The 15,318-nt window shown below is 39.9% G+C and carries 16 protein-coding genes; 6 read left to right on the top strand and 10 right to left on the bottom strand.

The window, feature by feature from the left end:
* Positions 1-11 precede the first annotated feature (11 nt).
* Entirely contained in the window at positions 12-182 is a 171-nt protein-coding gene (psb34, locus tag CLI64_RS05455; protein ID WP_103136267.1) for a photosystem II assembly protein Psb34, read from the bottom strand.
* Positions 183-445: 263 nt separating this feature from the next.
* Here psb34 and CLI64_RS05450 point away from each other — a divergent pair, with 263 nt between their 5' ends.
* On the top strand, positions 446-1,228 hold the full coding sequence (locus CLI64_RS05450; RefSeq protein WP_103136266.1) for an ABC transporter permease: 783 nt from the start codon (positions 446-448) through the stop codon (positions 1,226-1,228).
* Positions 1,229-1,406: 178 nt separating this feature from the next.
* Here CLI64_RS05450 and CLI64_RS05445 read toward each other — a convergent pair whose 3' ends face one another.
* On the bottom strand, positions 1,407-1,715 hold the full coding sequence (locus CLI64_RS05445) for a chromosome segregation ATPase (RefSeq protein ID WP_103136265.1): 309 nt from the start codon (positions 1,713-1,715) through the stop codon (positions 1,407-1,409).
* Positions 1,716-2,289: 574 nt separating this feature from the next.
* On the opposite strand from CLI64_RS05445, the gene CLI64_RS05440 reads away from it, so the two are divergent.
* Together CLI64_RS05440 and CLI64_RS05435 are read left to right on the top strand one after the other, a co-directional pair.
* The gene (locus tag CLI64_RS05440) at positions 2,290-2,562 is read left to right on the top strand and encodes a hypothetical protein (RefSeq protein ID WP_103136264.1); all 273 of its coding nucleotides are present in this window, start codon (positions 2,290-2,292) and stop codon (positions 2,560-2,562) included.
* A 139-nt stretch (positions 2,563-2,701) separates the two neighbouring features.
* Positions 2,702-2,974: a hypothetical protein gene (locus CLI64_RS05435; protein ID WP_103136263.1), complete on the top strand. Its 273-nt coding sequence runs from the start codon at positions 2,702-2,704 to the stop codon at positions 2,972-2,974.
* 26 nt (positions 2,975-3,000) lie between these two features.
* Here the strand turns inward: CLI64_RS05435 and CLI64_RS05430 are convergent, their stop codons facing one another.
* The 8 genes from CLI64_RS05430 to CLI64_RS05395 form a co-directional block, all read right to left on the bottom strand.
* Positions 3,001-4,290 (bottom strand): dihydroorotase, encoded by a 1,290-nt coding sequence (locus CLI64_RS05430; RefSeq protein ID WP_103136262.1) that lies wholly within the window; start codon positions 4,288-4,290, stop codon positions 3,001-3,003.
* 48 nt (positions 4,291-4,338) lie between these two features.
* On the bottom strand, positions 4,339-5,691 hold the full coding sequence (locus CLI64_RS05425; protein WP_103136261.1) for a histidine phosphatase family protein: 1,353 nt from the start codon (positions 5,689-5,691) through the stop codon (positions 4,339-4,341).
* A 198-nt stretch (positions 5,692-5,889) separates the two neighbouring features.
* Complete coding sequence (gene cutA / locus CLI64_RS05420) at positions 5,890-6,216, bottom strand: divalent-cation tolerance protein CutA (protein ID WP_103136260.1); 327 nt, start codon at positions 6,214-6,216, stop codon at positions 5,890-5,892.
* An 87-nt stretch (positions 6,217-6,303) separates the two neighbouring features.
* Positions 6,304-8,289 carry an ATP-binding protein gene (locus tag CLI64_RS05415; RefSeq protein WP_103136259.1) on the bottom strand — a complete coding sequence of 662 codons (1,986 nt, stop codon included), beginning with the start codon at positions 8,287-8,289 and terminating at the stop codon, positions 6,304-6,306.
* A gap of 15 nt (positions 8,290-8,304) precedes the next feature.
* The gene (locus CLI64_RS05410; protein WP_103136258.1) at positions 8,305-9,180 is read right to left on the bottom strand and encodes a substrate-binding domain-containing protein; all 876 of its coding nucleotides are present in this window, start codon (positions 9,178-9,180) and stop codon (positions 8,305-8,307) included.
* 167 nt (positions 9,181-9,347) lie between these two features.
* The gene (gene nifV / locus CLI64_RS05405) at positions 9,348-10,478 is read right to left on the bottom strand and encodes a homocitrate synthase (RefSeq protein ID WP_103136257.1); all 1,131 of its coding nucleotides are present in this window, start codon (positions 10,476-10,478) and stop codon (positions 9,348-9,350) included.
* Positions 10,479-10,706: 228 nt separating this feature from the next.
* Positions 10,707-11,183 (bottom strand): phosphate-starvation-inducible PsiE family protein, encoded by a 477-nt coding sequence (locus tag CLI64_RS05400; RefSeq protein WP_103136256.1) that lies wholly within the window; start codon positions 11,181-11,183, stop codon positions 10,707-10,709.
* A gap of 260 nt (positions 11,184-11,443) precedes the next feature.
* The gene (locus CLI64_RS05395) at positions 11,444-11,989 is read right to left on the bottom strand and encodes an RNA 2'-phosphotransferase (RefSeq protein ID WP_103136255.1); all 546 of its coding nucleotides are present in this window, start codon (positions 11,987-11,989) and stop codon (positions 11,444-11,446) included.
* A gap of 291 nt (positions 11,990-12,280) precedes the next feature.
* Between CLI64_RS05395 and CLI64_RS05390 the strand changes: the two genes are divergently transcribed.
* From CLI64_RS05390 to CLI64_RS05380, 3 genes are all read left to right on the top strand, one after another.
* Entirely contained in the window at positions 12,281-12,898 is a 618-nt protein-coding gene (locus CLI64_RS05390) for an NADPH-dependent FMN reductase (RefSeq protein WP_236142347.1), read from the top strand.
* 202 nt (positions 12,899-13,100) lie between these two features.
* Positions 13,101-14,540, top strand: a complete 1,440-nt coding sequence (locus CLI64_RS05385; protein WP_103136254.1) for a hypothetical protein — start codon at positions 13,101-13,103, stop codon at positions 14,538-14,540.
* A gap of 175 nt (positions 14,541-14,715) precedes the next feature.
* Positions 14,716-15,264, top strand: coding sequence for a pyridoxamine 5'-phosphate oxidase family protein (locus CLI64_RS05380; RefSeq protein WP_103136253.1), 549 nt, complete (start codon positions 14,716-14,718; stop codon positions 15,262-15,264).
* Positions 15,265-15,318 lie beyond the last annotated feature (54 nt).

Here is a 15,318-nt window from a genome sequence, read left to right as displayed (position 1 = left end):
AGTTTAAAATTTTAGCTCACACCTAAAGCAACTAAGACTAAAGTAGCAACGAGCAATGTAGCATATGCAGCTTGTATGGAGTAGAGACGTTGCTGTTCTTGGTTGGGGTAGGTAGCGTAATAGATTTCAGGTTCTTTTGCGTAGTTGTTAAGGATGCCTTCTTCGTTAATGGTGGTATACATATGTTTTTTCTTTGTTTGTTAACTTATGTAAATAAATTTAACAACTTTGTTACAAAATGTCAACCTGACTTGACAAAAAAAGGCTGATAGATTTAATAAAAGTCTCTTATGGGATTGGGGACAAGGTAGAAGTAATAAGTAATGAGTAATAAGTAATAAGTAATAAGTAATGACTATTGACTCAGCACCGGCTAAACGCCGCGCTACCGCTAACACTACTCAGCACTCCTGTTAAGATGACATCAGGCGACTGACTTGAGAACATGGGAAAATATTGGAAAGTCCTTAGACTGTTTTGGAGTGCTGCGATCGCAGCTGAATTAGAATATCGAATTAACTTCTTAATTGCTACCCTCAGCAGCTTGGGTAATTTAGCGGGAAGTCTGTTTGGATTGTTTTTGTTTTACCGCACTGGCTACACCTTTGCTGGCTGGTCATGGGAAGCAGCTTTGGTAGTTTTAGGAATTTTCACTCTACTGCAAGGCTTTTCGGCTATTTTCCTCGCACCTAATCTTAACCGCATCGTCCGCCATGTCCAAGAAGGGACTTTAGACTTTGTTCTCCTCAAACCTATTCGGTCTCAGTTTTGGCTTTCCACCTATACTATTTCCCCCTGGGGAGTTCCAGACTTAATTTTTGGCAGCATAATTATTGCTTATGCAGGTCAACGCCTGGGTTTGAAGGTGGAAAACTATTTTCTGAGTCTCTTACCCCTATTTTGTGGCTTGCTGATTCTTTATAGTCTCTGGTTTATGTTGGGGGCGACTAGTATTTGGTTTGTAAAAATTTATAACGTTACCGAAGTGTTGCGCGGTTTAGTGGAAGCAGGCAGATATCCGATGATAGCCTACCCTGCAACCTATCGATTTTTCTTCACCTTTATAGTACCAGTAGCATTTTTAACTACTATTCCCGCAGAAATTCTGTTAGGACGAGTGCAAGTTAATTGGTTGATAGGTACAGCCTTATTGTCAGTAGCTTTATTTTGGATATCCACTTACTTCTGGCGGTTTGCATTGCGGTTCTATACCAGTGCATCTAGTTAGGAAATGAGTGCTGAGTGCTGAGTAGTGAGTGCTGAGTGCTGTTAGCGGTAGCGCGGCGTTTAGCCGGTGCTGAGTCAATAGTCAATAGTCAATAGTCATTACTTATTACTCATTACTCATTACTTATTACTTCTACCTTATCCCCAATCCCCAGTCCCCAGTCCCCAATCCCCAATCCCTAAACCACCATTCGCTTAACTTGTTCTGGAGTCAGTGGTTTACGCTGAAGACTTTGAAAATGATCAATTTTTTGCAGTTGAGAATTGGCAGTATTAAAGTTACTTAAATTTAGCAAGACTATATCTTCATAAACGGCATCTTGCGGGATTTTTATATCTAAAATCACTTCCTGAAGATTATTTTGCTTGATGGCGAGATTAAGATACTTCAAAAATGATTCTCGTTTTTTGGAACGAACATTAAGTAAGTACCAATTACTATTAATAGGTGCTGGAGATGATGATTCTACAGGTGATGATGGTGGCATATTGGCAGCGTTACAGATATACAGTATTTGGTACTATCAAATTTTTTCAGAGATTTTTCAGTTTAGCAAGGAAATAATTTTTGTTCAACAATTTTAATTGACAATTTTGAAGTCTTGTTATATTTGCATTCCCAAGATATATGTCATGATTTTTGAGTAATTATAGCCCAGTTATGGGGGCAGCTTTTTTCATGTGATACCATTTCACGAAAAACCTGATACAGATATAAACCCTGAAAGTTTTGCTGCATCTAATTTTTTTAATTGCGTTAGCGTAGCGGGACGTTAGTCCATTGCGAATTGCGAATTGCGAATTGTGAATTGGTATGATACTTAGACCAAACTAAAATAAATCATAAAAAAGTGATTTATCACTCAGATTTCTGTGGGCTAGGAACACAAAATCATTAGCAGGGAACACTATTGTATTTCCTGATGATTCCAGTTATGACTTGCTGTAGGAGTTCCAAAAATTAAACTATCCAATTTTGATAGTGTAGATTGTTCTTTGGTAGTTCCTCAAATGGCTGGTGTCTCAATCTTGTGGTCTTAGTTGAAATTTTGATGGTTGTAGATGAACATAGGAATAATTGAGTCTTACAGTAACGGATTTATAGAAGTTTTACCAGAGGGTGAAGGTAGCGACTATTGGTATATTGCAGCTATCCATATTGATGGAGAAGCCTACTGTCCTACTCCTCAGCTTTATCGTTCAGAAAAAGTGGCATTGAAAAAAGCGGCTAAAATTTACGATTGGATAGCTGACAATGAAACAGAAATCAATCAGGAAACTTGCTATTGTTCTACATTAAAACTGGTTATCTGGCGACAACCAAAAGCATCTTAATTAGAATAGACGAGGAATATATCTTTCAATATATTCCTATATGGATAGATTTCACTACTTGAATTCAGCAATTAGATACTAGAACAACGATTTATTAGAATGTTTCAATATATTGAGATAACTATGATGATGTAAAATCATGGAAAATACATTAATTGATAAAACCTTTCGTGATAGTGATGGCAATATCGTCATTGCTCAAATGCCTAATCTACCGCTTATTGTTTGGGTAGTAACTAGTTTACTTGCTCTAGTTTTCACCAATGGCCAAATCAATACAGTGTTAGAAGTAGTGGCGAATGGCTCCTTATTTACTTGGGCGTGGATGGAATTATTTCAAGGCGTTAATTATTTTCGCAGAACACTAGGTTTTGTTGTATTGATTGCTCTGATTGCATCAAAAGTTATGTAATGAAAATTTGATTAAAAACTGAATAACTAACACCAAGTTTGTATAACTTGTCCGGTTAATTCTTTTCCTAACCAGGGGGTATTGCTAGAAAGACTGTGCAGATTTTTGCTTTCTACTTGCCAAGTTTTTTGAGGGTCGAATAAAGTGAGTTCGGCTAGATGATGGGGAGTGATGGGATTAACTTTTGTGTGTAGACATTCGGCTGGTTTTGTACTCAAAGCTTGCCACAATTCTAAGGCTGTAAATTCCCCAGTTGTCACTAAATTTTGCCACAGCAAGGGTAATGCTAATTCTAAACCAATTGCCCCTGGTGGTGCTTCGGCGAAGGCTTGGACTTTTTCTTCGTAGGTGTAGGGTGCGTGATCAATGGCGATCGCATCTATAATACCCCCGCGTACTGCTTGGCGCAAAGCCTGTAAATCACTGGGATTACCCAACGGCGGATCTAAATGCAGGCTGGTGTGATAACTTTTCACTGCTTTGGTATCTAATAGCAGGTGCATCCAGGTAGTGCTGGCGGTGATGGGTAAACCTTGCGCTTTGGCGGCAGCAATTAATTCTACACTGCGAGCTGTGGAAACGCGCATAATATGGATAGGTGTGCCGATATTGGCTACTATTTCAATTAAAGATGCGATCGCACTGGTTTCAGCACTCACCGGAATAGGCGGTAAACCAAAGCGCAACGCATCCGCACCTTCTCGCATCACCCCATTAGATGTCAGATGGCGATCGCAAGGCCAAAAAGCTACAGGTTTTCCCAATGGCTGCACATATTCCAACAACCGCCTGACTAATCCTAAATTATTCAAGGGCAAACCATCAGTAAACCCTACAACCCCCACCGCCGCTAAATCTGCTAACTCCGTAATTTGCCCTCCCGCCACATCTAGAGTAATTGCCCCCCAAATATTGAGACGGGGAAGACACAAAGATGAGGAAGACAAGGAAGAAATTCCCCCTTCTCTCCCTATTCCCTTCTGCAACTGCGCCACCAATGCCGGGTGATCAATAGCTGGTGAAGTATCGGGTAGAATGCTAACTCTAGTAAAACCACCAGCCGCAGCCGCTTGTAACAAAGATGACAGCGTTTCCCGTTCCTCAAACCCTGGTTCGCCAGAGTGACTATACAAATCTACTAACCCAGTTCCCAAAACCAATCCCCGACAATCTCGAATTTGAGTATCAGGACTGATATCAGTAATCTGTGTGGCTACTGCTTGGATTTCACCATTCGTAATCAACACATCAGATACTTGGTCAGTTTGGGAAACAGGGTCAATCACCCTTACTTGTTGCAGAAGTTCAATGGTCATTTGAGCTATGTTTACGTGGGTTGGCTGTTACTTATATATTGTCATCACCTATAATGCCCCAGCTGCGGTTTTGTCCAGTACACCACCACTTAAATGAGAAGTAATGTTCATCGCTTGTAATACTGGTAAACCATTCAGTCCAGCAGGGTAGTCAATAACACTAACAGCACCGTTACCTTGACGGAAATTCCAGAAATTATCCGCCGGTAAACCGAGAATATGACACAGTAAGGTTTTATTAGTAGCGTCGTGAGCTACGATTAATCCAGTTTGGCGTTGATTGGCTAATGCAGATTCTACAATTGCTTGCCAAGTGGCTGTACTCCGTTCCCAGACTTGCTGTAAATTTTCGCCTTCTGGCATCTGCACGGTAGCCGGTGCTGTGCGCCAAAGATGCAATTCACCAGGGAATTCTTGATCTATTTCTACTTCTAATTTTCCTTCCCACAGTCCGTGACTGATTTCTCTTAAACCGGCTTGTAATTCTAAATTCACATCGGGGTGATGTTGCAAAATAATTTCGGCTGTTTCTTTGGGACGCGCCATAGTGCTGCTAACAGCAAAATCAATGGCGACATTTTGCAGAAATTCTCCGGCTTTTTGGGCTTGCTGTCTACCGTTGTCATTCAAAGGAACATCGATTTGTCCTTGAAATCTCGTTTCCCGATTCCATTGAGTTTCGCCGTGACGTACCAGTAACAATCTCACCCCTTGATGATGAGGCCGCAAAGAAGGCAAAGTTTCGCCCATGTGTTGCGTTTGGTTCATCGATTCTAGTTGTACTGGTTCGCCTAAACCCCCAGAAAAATTTAAGACGCTAATGCAGCAGTTGGATTGTTGCAGGGAATGGTAGCGACTAGGATGAATACCCAAAGCCGTACTAATCAGGGCGCGATTAATGCCGTTATGCCCCACAATCAGAATAGTTTCACCTTGATGATGGGGTAAGATTTCTTGCCAAAACTGCCTTGCTTGTTCATACAAAGTCAGCACCGGAAAATGTTCTTGAGTTTCCCCAGCTTTGTTAACTAACATTTTCAGTTCGTCGGGGCGTTCATGCCAAATGCGATAATCTTCGGCAAACTGCTGTTCCACCTCAGTAGTCAGCATAGCCTCCCACAGAGGTAAATCAATTTCCAGCAGTTGATCAGAAGTTTGTACAACGGCAGATTTACCCGCATCAGAGGTTAATTCACTATGAATGATCTCTGCTGTTTGTTTAGCACGCTGGAGTGGACTGCAATAAATCGCATTAAAGGAAATATTACTGAGGGCTTTGCCTACTTTACTGGCATCACTGCGACCTTTTTCGGTTAACGTTGATACGTCGGTGCGTCCTTGAATCCGTCTTTCGGTATTGTATGTGCTTTGGCCATGGCGCACGATGATGACACGAGTCATCTTTTTGCCCTCCTCTATCTAAAGGATTAATTTTACTGCATAGTGTGGGCAGCGTTATTGATTTTGGATTTTTGATTAGTCAATAGTCAATAGTCATTAGTCATTAGTCATTAGTCATTAGTCATTACTCAGCACTCAGCACTCATTACTCATTACTCATTACTCATTACTCATTACTCATTACTCATTACTCACCACTCACCACTCCCCTTTTCCACAGGAGTTACTTTCTATCCATTCTGCGTAAGGAGTATAGATGTGTTCTAGTTTAAAGGCGTGAATGGCGGGGAGTTCGTAAGAATGGAGTTGTTTGATTGCTTCTTCAATTGCTGGGTAGTTTTCATCAGTAGTCTTAAAGAGTACACGAAACTCTTTTTCATTTTGAACAGCGTTGTCCCAAACGTAAAAACTTTCAATCTCGGATATTTGAGCGCAGGCGGCTAATTTTTGTTCTACGAGAGTGCGCGCCATGCGTTGCGCTTCAATAAGATTACTAACAGTGGTGACAACAGCAATGTAATTCATGTGCGATGGGAAATACCAACTTGAGTTTCAGAAGCAGAGTATTTAAACAAATTTTACCTGTTTCTTTCCTGTGACCCATAGCCCTTATTATCGAATGGGAATGGCAATGAAAAACTCTGTTCCTTTTCCTGGTGTAGAAATGCACTTTAGAGAACCGCCATGTTTTTCTGTGATAATTTGGTAACTAATCGATAAACCCATGCCAGTACCTTTACCAACGGGTTTAGTAGTGAAAAATGGGTCAAATAACTTTGATTGCACTTCTTGGGGAATGCCTGTACCATTATCAGCGATCGCAATTACAACATTGCATCCTTCTTGAATGGATGTAATGCGAATAAAGGGTTCGGGACACAAACCCTGATCAAAAGCTTCTTCTAAAGCATCGATAGCATTGGCTAAGATATTCATAAATACTTGGTTTAATTGCCCAGCAAAACACTGAATATTTTGTATATCGCTATAGTTTTTTTCTACTTTAATCTCTGGACGGTTGCCTTGGGCTTTAAGTCTGTGTTGTAAAATTAACAAAGTGCTATCAATGCCTTGATGTAAATCGGCTGTTTTGAATTCTGCTTCATCTAAACGTGAAAAGATTCGCAAACTCAGGACAATTTCCCGAATGCGCCTAGCCCCAATTTTCATAGAAGATAGAATTTTTGGCAAATCTTCTATTAAATATTCAATATCCGCTTCTTGTTGAGCATTTTGAATTTCTCGCGCTGGATAAGGGTAATGCTTTTGATAAAGCTCCAGTAATGACAACAAATTTTGAGTATAATCTTCTGTATATTTGAGGTTGCCGTAGATAAAGTTGACTGGGTTGTTGATTTCGTGGGCAATACCTGCAACTAACTGTCCCAAAGATGACATTTTCTCTTGCTGGACTAGTTGTGACTGGGTGTTTTTCAGTTCTCTTAATGTATCTTTGAGGGCAATATTTTTCTTTTGTAGTGCTTGTGTTCTCTCGTTTACTTTTTTTTCTAAAGTTTGATTATAAGATTCTAACTTTCTGTTGTTCTCATACTGTTCTGCTAACAATATCTTGACTTGTTTAATTAACCGATTTAAGGAAATAGCTAAAATACCAACTTCATCTTCAGTCATGACGGTGGCTTGAATATCAAAGTCGGATTCTTGGGTGACTCGTTGTGCAAATTGTGTTAAAGCTTGTAGAGGACGGGTAATTGTTCTAGCAATTAAAAAACCCACGATCGCTAAAATTCCACTACCTAAGATATATAATATCCCCAAATGCTCCCATAGCCGCCATTTTGCAGTTTCTAATGGTGCAATGGGAGATAAAACTGTCGCAGTTAAAGATTGACTCACGCCGCTAAATTCAATACTTTTTGCTAAATATTTCTGCTTCCCAATTGCGATGCTAGTGACAGGTAAATTAGGACGAGGAATTTTCCAAGGTTGACGTTTTGTAGGTAATAAAGTAGTGGCCACAACATGATTTGGTGTCTGGATGAGCAAATGTTTGGAAGAACCAGCAGCGATTTTCTGCACCAAGGTATCATCTACTGTTCTGCCAATAATCATGCCTCCCAAGATTCCTGATGCTGATTTAATACTATTAGTTACCACTTGTAGGACTTGTTCCCCACCTTCCACATTGACTAAATCAATTAAATGCGCGCCGTTACTAACACTATTAGCTATTGCTTGATCAATTAATTTACTATCATACAGGGAACTACTGCGTAAATCTATGAGAATTTGACCTTGAGTATCAATAACTTTAACTAAGTCTAATTTCAACACAGATTTTAAGGGTATTAAAATCTGCATCATGAGGATTTGGTCTCGCTTTTCCAAGGCTTGAGTAAGCATACCCCGATTAGTAATTAGCTCAATTTGCGTTTCTAATGTTTCCTGTTCATATTGCAAATCTTGCTCAACCCGTTTGCTAAAAACTGCAATGTCTTGGCGCGCATTACGTTCTAAGCTGTGTGCAAACCAGTGTCCTAACACAAATAACCCAAATAAAAAGACACTGAGACAAATGGTAAGTAGGGGAATGACAATTTTTTGGCTCAGACTCAGCCGCCGGAAAAATCTCTGCATGGTAAACTATTCAAATTATTTAGCGGGAACGAAGCCATTTTTCTCTAGTATTTTACTACCTTCCTGACTGAAGACAAAATCAATAAAACCTTGAGTAGACAGAGATGGTTTTTTACTCCAAATTATTTCTATGTGGCGTACCATTTGATATTTGCCATTAGTGAAGTTTTCTATCTTGGGAGAAATACCATTAAGACTCAAACGATTCACTGGTAGTTGATTAATAATAGAAGTTGCTAATGAAAATGCCCCAATGGTATGGGGTGTGCTTTGGAGGGTATCTATTAATTCTCCTTCTTTATTTAAAATCACGGCTTGAGTTGTGGTCGTTTCTTTACCTAAATAATATTTGCGTAATAGTTTTTTGGCTGACTCGTCTTCAGGCCGATCTAAAACTATAATTTTGGCATTGGGGCCACCTAATTGTTGCCAATTCGTGATTTCACCGCGATAAATGGCTTGCAGTTGTTTGGTTGTCAGGTTAGTGACACCTTTGACACTACTGTGAGTCGCTACTAATAATAAATCTGTTGCTAATTCACGGGATTGAATTTTACCGTTATCTTCTTCTGGTTTGAGTTTATGACTACTACCGGCAATATCAACAAGACTATTTTTGAGAGATGAGATTGCTCCTTCAGATTGGCTACTAGCAGTAAACTCTATCTTAATTGCGGGATTTTTGGCTTGATACTCTTTAGCCAAGAGTTTTAAAACTGTTATGGTTGAACTAGAACCGCTAATTTTGATGATGTTTTCTGCTTGAGAATTAGTTGCCTGGGGTGTTTGTTCAAAAGCTGCTATCTCAGAGTCATTAAATTTGACCACATTACAACTACACAAACCCAGTAATGTAAAACCTATGATGATAGAGTGAATGGGATTTTTCATAAGAGTCAGTTAATATGCCCAAGATATCAGGTATAATCCTTTACATTTGTTTAATATTCCCCCATTGTAACCAAAAGTAACTTTTAAATCAGTTTTTCACAAAAAAATCCCTGAATTTTCATATAATTCAGGGATTTTTCGCTTTAAATTCATATCAATTATAAGTTTCAACTCACTTGTGAATTTTGTTGCATTTTCACTAAAAATAGTAGCTCTTGGGTAGTCAAACTGCGTTTTTTCTGCACAGATGCTTGGCGTACTGCGTCTAAGACGGATTGAGTATCTTCGGAGTTGAGAATAATACCATGCTGTTCTAAGATGCTGGATAATAAATGTCTCCCAGAATGCTTACCTACCACTAAACGCCGGGAACTACCAACTTCTTCCGGTGCAAATGGCTCATAGGTGTGGGGATTTTGCAGTACCCCATGAGCATGAATACCTGATTCATGGGCAAAGTTATTGTCTCCCACGATTGCTTTCCAAGGTGGTACGCCGTAACCTGATGCAGATGCTACTAGTCGAGAAATTTCTATCAATCGTTGTGTATCAATTTTTAAATTATATTTATATAGATGTTTCAAAGCCATGACGACTTCTTCTAAAGCTGCATTACCAGCCCTTTCTCCTAAACCATTGACTGTAGTATTAATAGATGTAGCACCTGCTTTCACCCCAGCTAGGGCGTTAGCTGTGGCTAAACCGAAATCATTGTGAGTGTGCATTTCTATAGGAATAGCCAAAGCTGTTACGAGTTGTTTGACTTTGGTGTAAATGGTAAAAGGTTCGAGAATCCCTACGGTGTCACAATAGCGAAATCTCGATGCTCCCCATGCTTGAGCTGAAAGCACGACATCTTGGAGGAAATTATCTTCGGCTCTAGAAGAATCTTCTCCGCCTACGGAAACGAAAAGCCCTTGATCAACAGCAAAACTTACGCTTTCTTTGAGCTTTTGCAGCACTAATTGCCATTTACCTTGAAATTTGGCGTTAATTTGGATGTTAGAAACGGGAATCGATATATGTACCCGTTGCAAACCACAAGCAATGGAAGCTTGAACATCTGAAATTACGGCGCGATTCCAACCTAATAGCTTGGCTTGCAAACCTAACTCACAAATCGCAGCAATGGCGTTTTGTTCAGCCTTCCCCATTGCAGGAATACCGACTTCAATTTCATCAACGCCAATCGCATCTAGAAATGTGGCGATCGCAATTTTTTCTTCTATGTTAAAAGCAACACTAGCCGCTTGTTCACCATCACGTAATGTGGTGTCATTAATCAAAACTTGGTTCATTTTTATTGATGCTGATTGCTCATTATTTATCGTAATGGATTCTACTTCTGTATTTTTAGCATCGGCGAAAAAAATATGAGTTTTCTGTTGTAACCAAGCAGTGATTAATAATTAACGGCTAGTGGGTAATATTTCCACAGATGTAAATCGCGATCGCACATTAATTATACATAACATCAATCAAACTGTTTTACTACTAGATTAATCTGCATTCATGGATATTTATGATCATAAATCTGTATTATCTGTTAATGTTTCTGGTGTGACAACTCTAACGTGTTCAAAAAAACGAGATATCCAAGGTAAAGCTACTAGAATCATCGTCAAAACCAATAAAAATATAGAAATACCCAAAATCTGATCACGGGGAATTTCTAATACACCACGCAAAATTACTTCTCGTAAAGCAGAAACTATAGTAATTTCTGCTGCTGCGCCTACAGAAATCTTCTGCGTTTGCAAATAGTCAATTAATAGACGAAATAGCTCAACCAAAATCAAAATAAATAAAATATCAGATGTAACTTCTCGTAAATCTAATGGACGTAAAAACGACAAAAACATATCGGCTAAGCGGATGAGCATGACAAAAAATAAGCCCACGCACAGAGAAATAATAATAATATCTTGAAAAACTTCTAAATTGCTGACAATTCTACCCCGATTAAACCAGGTATTTAACTGAGTAATAATTCTTTCGGGCATATTGTTTCCTATAGATAGCGATTTACACTATCCATAATAGACAAAAATCATCATAAAAATTATTCTATTTACACCGTTTTTATGCTTTTCATAACAAGTTCAATTAGTTGTTTTTTCTAAAATAAAAAATGTATTATATTTCACTTTTTAGCAGCAATAAAACTAATTCGCAATGGTCTTCTCTCCGAGACGCTAATGCAATTTACAATGATTTGCTTATACTCATCACTCAGCACTCCCCACTCATCACTTATCACTCATCACTCAGCACTCAAATATTGTGGTGGTACATGATCTACTAACCAAACCCCATTTTCTGAGCAATAAAAGGTAAATCCTGCTTGATACATTGCGATCGCATTGACCGTAAAAATCACTGGATGGCCATGACGCATTCCCACTTTACGGGCAGTTTCTACATCTGTGGATAAATGTACATGATGGCGCGACATCTTGAGCAGTCCAGAGTTTAAGATTGCTGGTACGGATTTTTCTCCTGTACCGTGATACAAAATCTCTGGTGGAATTTTTGATTGCAGTTGCAACTCTACTTTGACACTGTGTCCCTGATTGGCGCGAATTTTGGTTTTAGTTTCATCAAAGGCGAATCTTTGTTTATCATTATTCACCACAACTTGTTCTAATTCTGTGCGGGAAACAGGAAATTGATGGGCTGCACAAGCGTTGAGTAATTCATCAATTTCTACCCAACCACCGGGGGCTAAAGTGAGTCCTAGCAGTTCTGGTGTATGTCGTAAATGCTTACTTAAAAATTTACTGATTTTGGTCTGACGTGCTGCATCCATATAAAAAAATCCATGAAGAGGGCAGGGGGAAGGAATCCCACATATAAATGTAAATCTAGGGGCTTGAAATAAGGACGTATTATTTCTGGTGCTGACTTGCTTTGAAATAAATATTTTTATTTTCGAGCATAGATAAATAATGAGCTTGCATCCCTGAATTTCTCCCTTGCTCCCTGCCCACTGCTCCCCTGCCTGTGATATCTGCGGTGATGCTCACTGAATCCTCCAATGCAGTTCTAAAGAAAACCTAAAACTACTACAGGGTTTTTATTTCCTACCCAGATAATGCAGGTGAGGTTATTTGCTACTGGAAAACTACGGGTAATTATGGCAGTCACACCGAAAATACTAGCCTTTGCTGGCAGCACTCGCGCAGATTCTTACAACAAAAAATTGGTGAAAATTGCGGCGGCTGGTGCTTCAGCAGCAGGTGCAGAAGTTACCTATATTGATCTACGTGATTTGCCATTACCAATTTTTGACGAAGACTGGGAAGCTGAACAAGGACTACCAGCAAACGCCAGAACATTGAAAGATTTGTTGATTTCTCATCAAGGACTGTTAATTGCTTCCCCAGAGTACAACAGTTCACTCACAGCAGTATTAAAAAATGCCATTGACTGGGCTTCTCGTCCGTCACCCAATGAAGCACCATTAGCAGCATTTGCAGGCAAAGTAGCAGCTATTATGAGTGCTTCGCCTGGTGGGTTGGGTGGTTTGCGTGGTTTAGTGCATCTCAGGGCTATTTTGGGCAATATCAAAGTGTTGGTACTTCCAGATCAAGTAGCTGTACCAACAGCCCACGAAGCATTTAACACTGACGGTTCTTTAAAACAGCCTCACCAACAAGAATCTATTGAAAAATTGGGTGAAAATTTAGCAAACATCCTATTTAAGCTCAATTCTTGAAACAGAAATATTTCCAACCCAGCGATCGCACTTTAGTTGTATGCGTCTAGTGATAAATGTTACTCAACAAAAATGCTTGAAACCTTAATTTTAAAAATATGTAACAATTTAGACAATATCACTAGTAGGCAACAAATCAAAGCGCGAGTATAAAAGAGGAACAAGACATAACACTCGCACTGTAGATTGACAGAGAACGAACATGGCCAGCCGCTACTCTCCTGAAGACAATCAGCCAATTGTTGATTTAACTAACGATGTGGCCTCTGAATCTCAACTACCCAAAAACAAGAGGATGAAATTGTCTTCAGTGATAGCGATCGCTATTTTACTAACTGGTGCGGGGTTAGTTCTCTCAGCTACCTGGATAGGTGTGCTGTTAATTTTCAACCCCGAACAGGTGGGTTGGCTAAATAACTTCTTACCGAAATGGGCGCAGCTACCCCTGAGTTACAGTGGCAACCCCCAAACTCTCCAGCAAATCAAGGATAGTATAAGTGACCAACAACAAATAGCTGGTGACACCATAGCCTTAGATGCTGCTGAAAACTCATTTCTTCTACCAGTGCTGCGTCAGCGTCCCAACTGTCAGTCTAATTGTCAAGAAGTAGTAGAACTGCGGGTTTATAAATTAGAGGACTTACAATACAAAACCCAGCCAGAAAGGTTTTATCGCCTCACGGATAATCTATCCATTGCTGGTACAGAAGAATCCTTTGCCCTTGCACCCTTAGTTGATACCGCATCAGAAAATCAAGATGTCAGTAATTCTCTACCCTTAACAGAAATCAAACCCTTGGAAGGCGAAACATCAACGCCAGGATTTTGGATATATTTACGGGGTGAACGTCAACAAGGCACTCATGCGATCGCCTACGGTCAAGTTATCTATTACAATCCAGACCGGGCTAACCTCCAGCATATGGTGTCTTGGACAAGTCCCAACGGTCAACTACCTAAATGGCAACAAGTCACTGGTGATAGTGCCAAAGAACTAGTTATTGATCAAACAGTCGGCTTAGAACCACAATTGCAGGTGTATCAAATCAAAGCCATTAGGTTATATCTCAAACCCATACAACTAGAAGCCATTAACCTCCAGCCAGCCGCCATTAAAGATAAAGCTTTCCAAGATGCCTTAATTGTCGCCCGTAGCGGCCTATGGACACCAGCCTTAGAAAAGTTACAACTCATCAAAAAACAGCGTCGAGGAAATTTCCCAGCCACAGCACAAGCGCAATTAGATTTAATTCGTCTCCACTCCCAACTAACTAAAACCCAAGCCGATAAAACTTGGGCTTCTCCCAGCCAACAAGTGCTAGCAGATTTAATTGATGGTCGATGGAAAAAAGCCTTACAAGTATTACAAGAATCACCACAAAATGCCCAAGAAATTGCCACCCTCCTCAAAGCCGACAAAGGACGCTTGTGGAAGCGCGTCATAGCAGCCCTCAAAGCAAACCCCAATCAGCCAGAAATTCAAACTTGGGGCGCGCTTATATTAGCAGTTCAACAGGGAGAAGAACAGGCAAATGCTTGGTTAAAGCAACAACCAACTATGAAAACAGCCACACTCAACAATATTCAAAGTCTACTTAAACAAATCAATCCCAAAGTTGTTACCACTCAAACTACTCCGTAGGGGTATTAGGCAGGGGGCAGGGGAGCAGGGGGAAAGAGGAAAAAGGCAGGGGGGCAGGGGAGCAGGGTGCAGGGGGAAAGAGAGTTTCATTAGCCTTCGGTGTGTAAGTCCAGGCTTTTAATCTAAAATCTAAAATCTAAAATTGAAATTACTTCCCACATTCTCAACCCAGTCTATGGCTAAAGTTTTTGATTGCATTACCCCACAATTGCAAGACTTTATTGCAGCCCAAAAATTATTTTTTGTCGCTTCTGCACCCCTAAGTCCTGATGGTCATGTGAATTTATCACCCAAAGGATTAGATTGTTTGCGTTTGCTTTCTCCCCATCAGGTAGCTTACCTAGATTTGACCGGTAGTGGTAATGAAACATCAGCGCATTTAGAAGAAAATGGGCGGATTACTTTAATGTTCTGTGCTTTTGAAGAACCAGCTTGCATATTACGTCTTTACGGACGAGGCAAGACAATCTTACCCAATTCACCTGATTGGAACTCTTTATACTCTTTGTTTCCTCCCATTCCTGGTACGCGTCAAATTATTGTGATTGATGTGGAACGTGTGCAGACATCTTGTGGTTTTGGTGTACCACTCTACGAATATCAAGGTCAACGCCAAACTCTAGTGACTTGGGCAGAGAAAAAGGGAGAAGAGGGCGTTAAAGAGTATCAACAACAGAAAAATCTTGTCAGTATTGATGGACTAGCTACTCCTTTGAGTCAATAGTCAATAGTCAATAGTCAATAGTCATTAGTCATTAGTCAATAGTCATTAGTCATT

The sequence above is a fragment of the Nostoc sp. CENA543 genome, from assembly GCF_002896875.1.
GTDB lineage: Bacteria > Cyanobacteriota > Cyanobacteriia > Cyanobacteriales > Nostocaceae > Trichormus.
Note: the sequence above shows the minus strand (reverse complement) of the source record. Positions and strands in the feature narration are given on the sequence as shown.

Bases quoted from the DNA above. Each gene is read 5' to 3' on its own strand.
- CLI64_RS05400 (WP_103136256.1), bottom strand. From the start codon at position 11,183: ATGCCCGAAAGAATTATTACTCAGTTAAATACCTGGTTTAATCGGGGT.
- nifV (WP_103136257.1), bottom strand. From the start codon at position 10,478: ATGAACCAAGTTTTGATTAATGACACCACATTACGTGATGGTGAACAA.
- CLI64_RS05385 (WP_103136254.1), top strand. From the start codon at position 13,101: ATGGCCAGCCGCTACTCTCCTGAAGACAATCAGCCAATTGTTGATTTA.
- cutA (WP_103136260.1), bottom strand. From the start codon at position 6,216: ATGAATTACATTGCTGTTGTCACCACTGTTAGTAATCTTATTGAAGCG.
- CLI64_RS05380 (WP_103136253.1), top strand. From the start codon at position 14,716: ATGGCTAAAGTTTTTGATTGCATTACCCCACAATTGCAAGACTTTATT.
- CLI64_RS05435 (WP_103136263.1), top strand. From the start codon at position 2,702: ATGGAAAATACATTAATTGATAAAACCTTTCGTGATAGTGATGGCAAT.
- CLI64_RS05415 (WP_103136259.1), bottom strand. From the start codon at position 8,289: ATGCAGAGATTTTTCCGGCGGCTGAGTCTGAGCCAAAAAATTGTCATT.
- CLI64_RS05430 (WP_103136262.1), bottom strand. From the start codon at position 4,290: ATGACCATTGAACTTCTGCAACAAGTAAGGGTGATTGACCCTGTTTCC.
- CLI64_RS05440 (WP_103136264.1), top strand. From the start codon at position 2,290: ATGAACATAGGAATAATTGAGTCTTACAGTAACGGATTTATAGAAGTT.
- CLI64_RS05395 (WP_103136255.1), bottom strand. From the start codon at position 11,989: ATGGATGCAGCACGTCAGACCAAAATCAGTAAATTTTTAAGTAAGCAT.
- CLI64_RS05450 (WP_103136266.1), top strand. From the start codon at position 446: ATGGGAAAATATTGGAAAGTCCTTAGACTGTTTTGGAGTGCTGCGATC.
- CLI64_RS05410 (WP_103136258.1), bottom strand. From the start codon at position 9,180: ATGAAAAATCCCATTCACTCTATCATCATAGGTTTTACATTACTGGGT.
- CLI64_RS05425 (WP_103136261.1), bottom strand. From the start codon at position 5,691: ATGACTCGTGTCATCATCGTGCGCCATGGCCAAAGCACATACAATACC.
- CLI64_RS05445 (WP_103136265.1), bottom strand. From the start codon at position 1,715: ATGCCACCATCATCACCTGTAGAATCATCATCTCCAGCACCTATTAAT.
- psb34 (WP_103136267.1), bottom strand. From the start codon at position 182: ATGTATACCACCATTAACGAAGAAGGCATCCTTAACAACTACGCAAAA.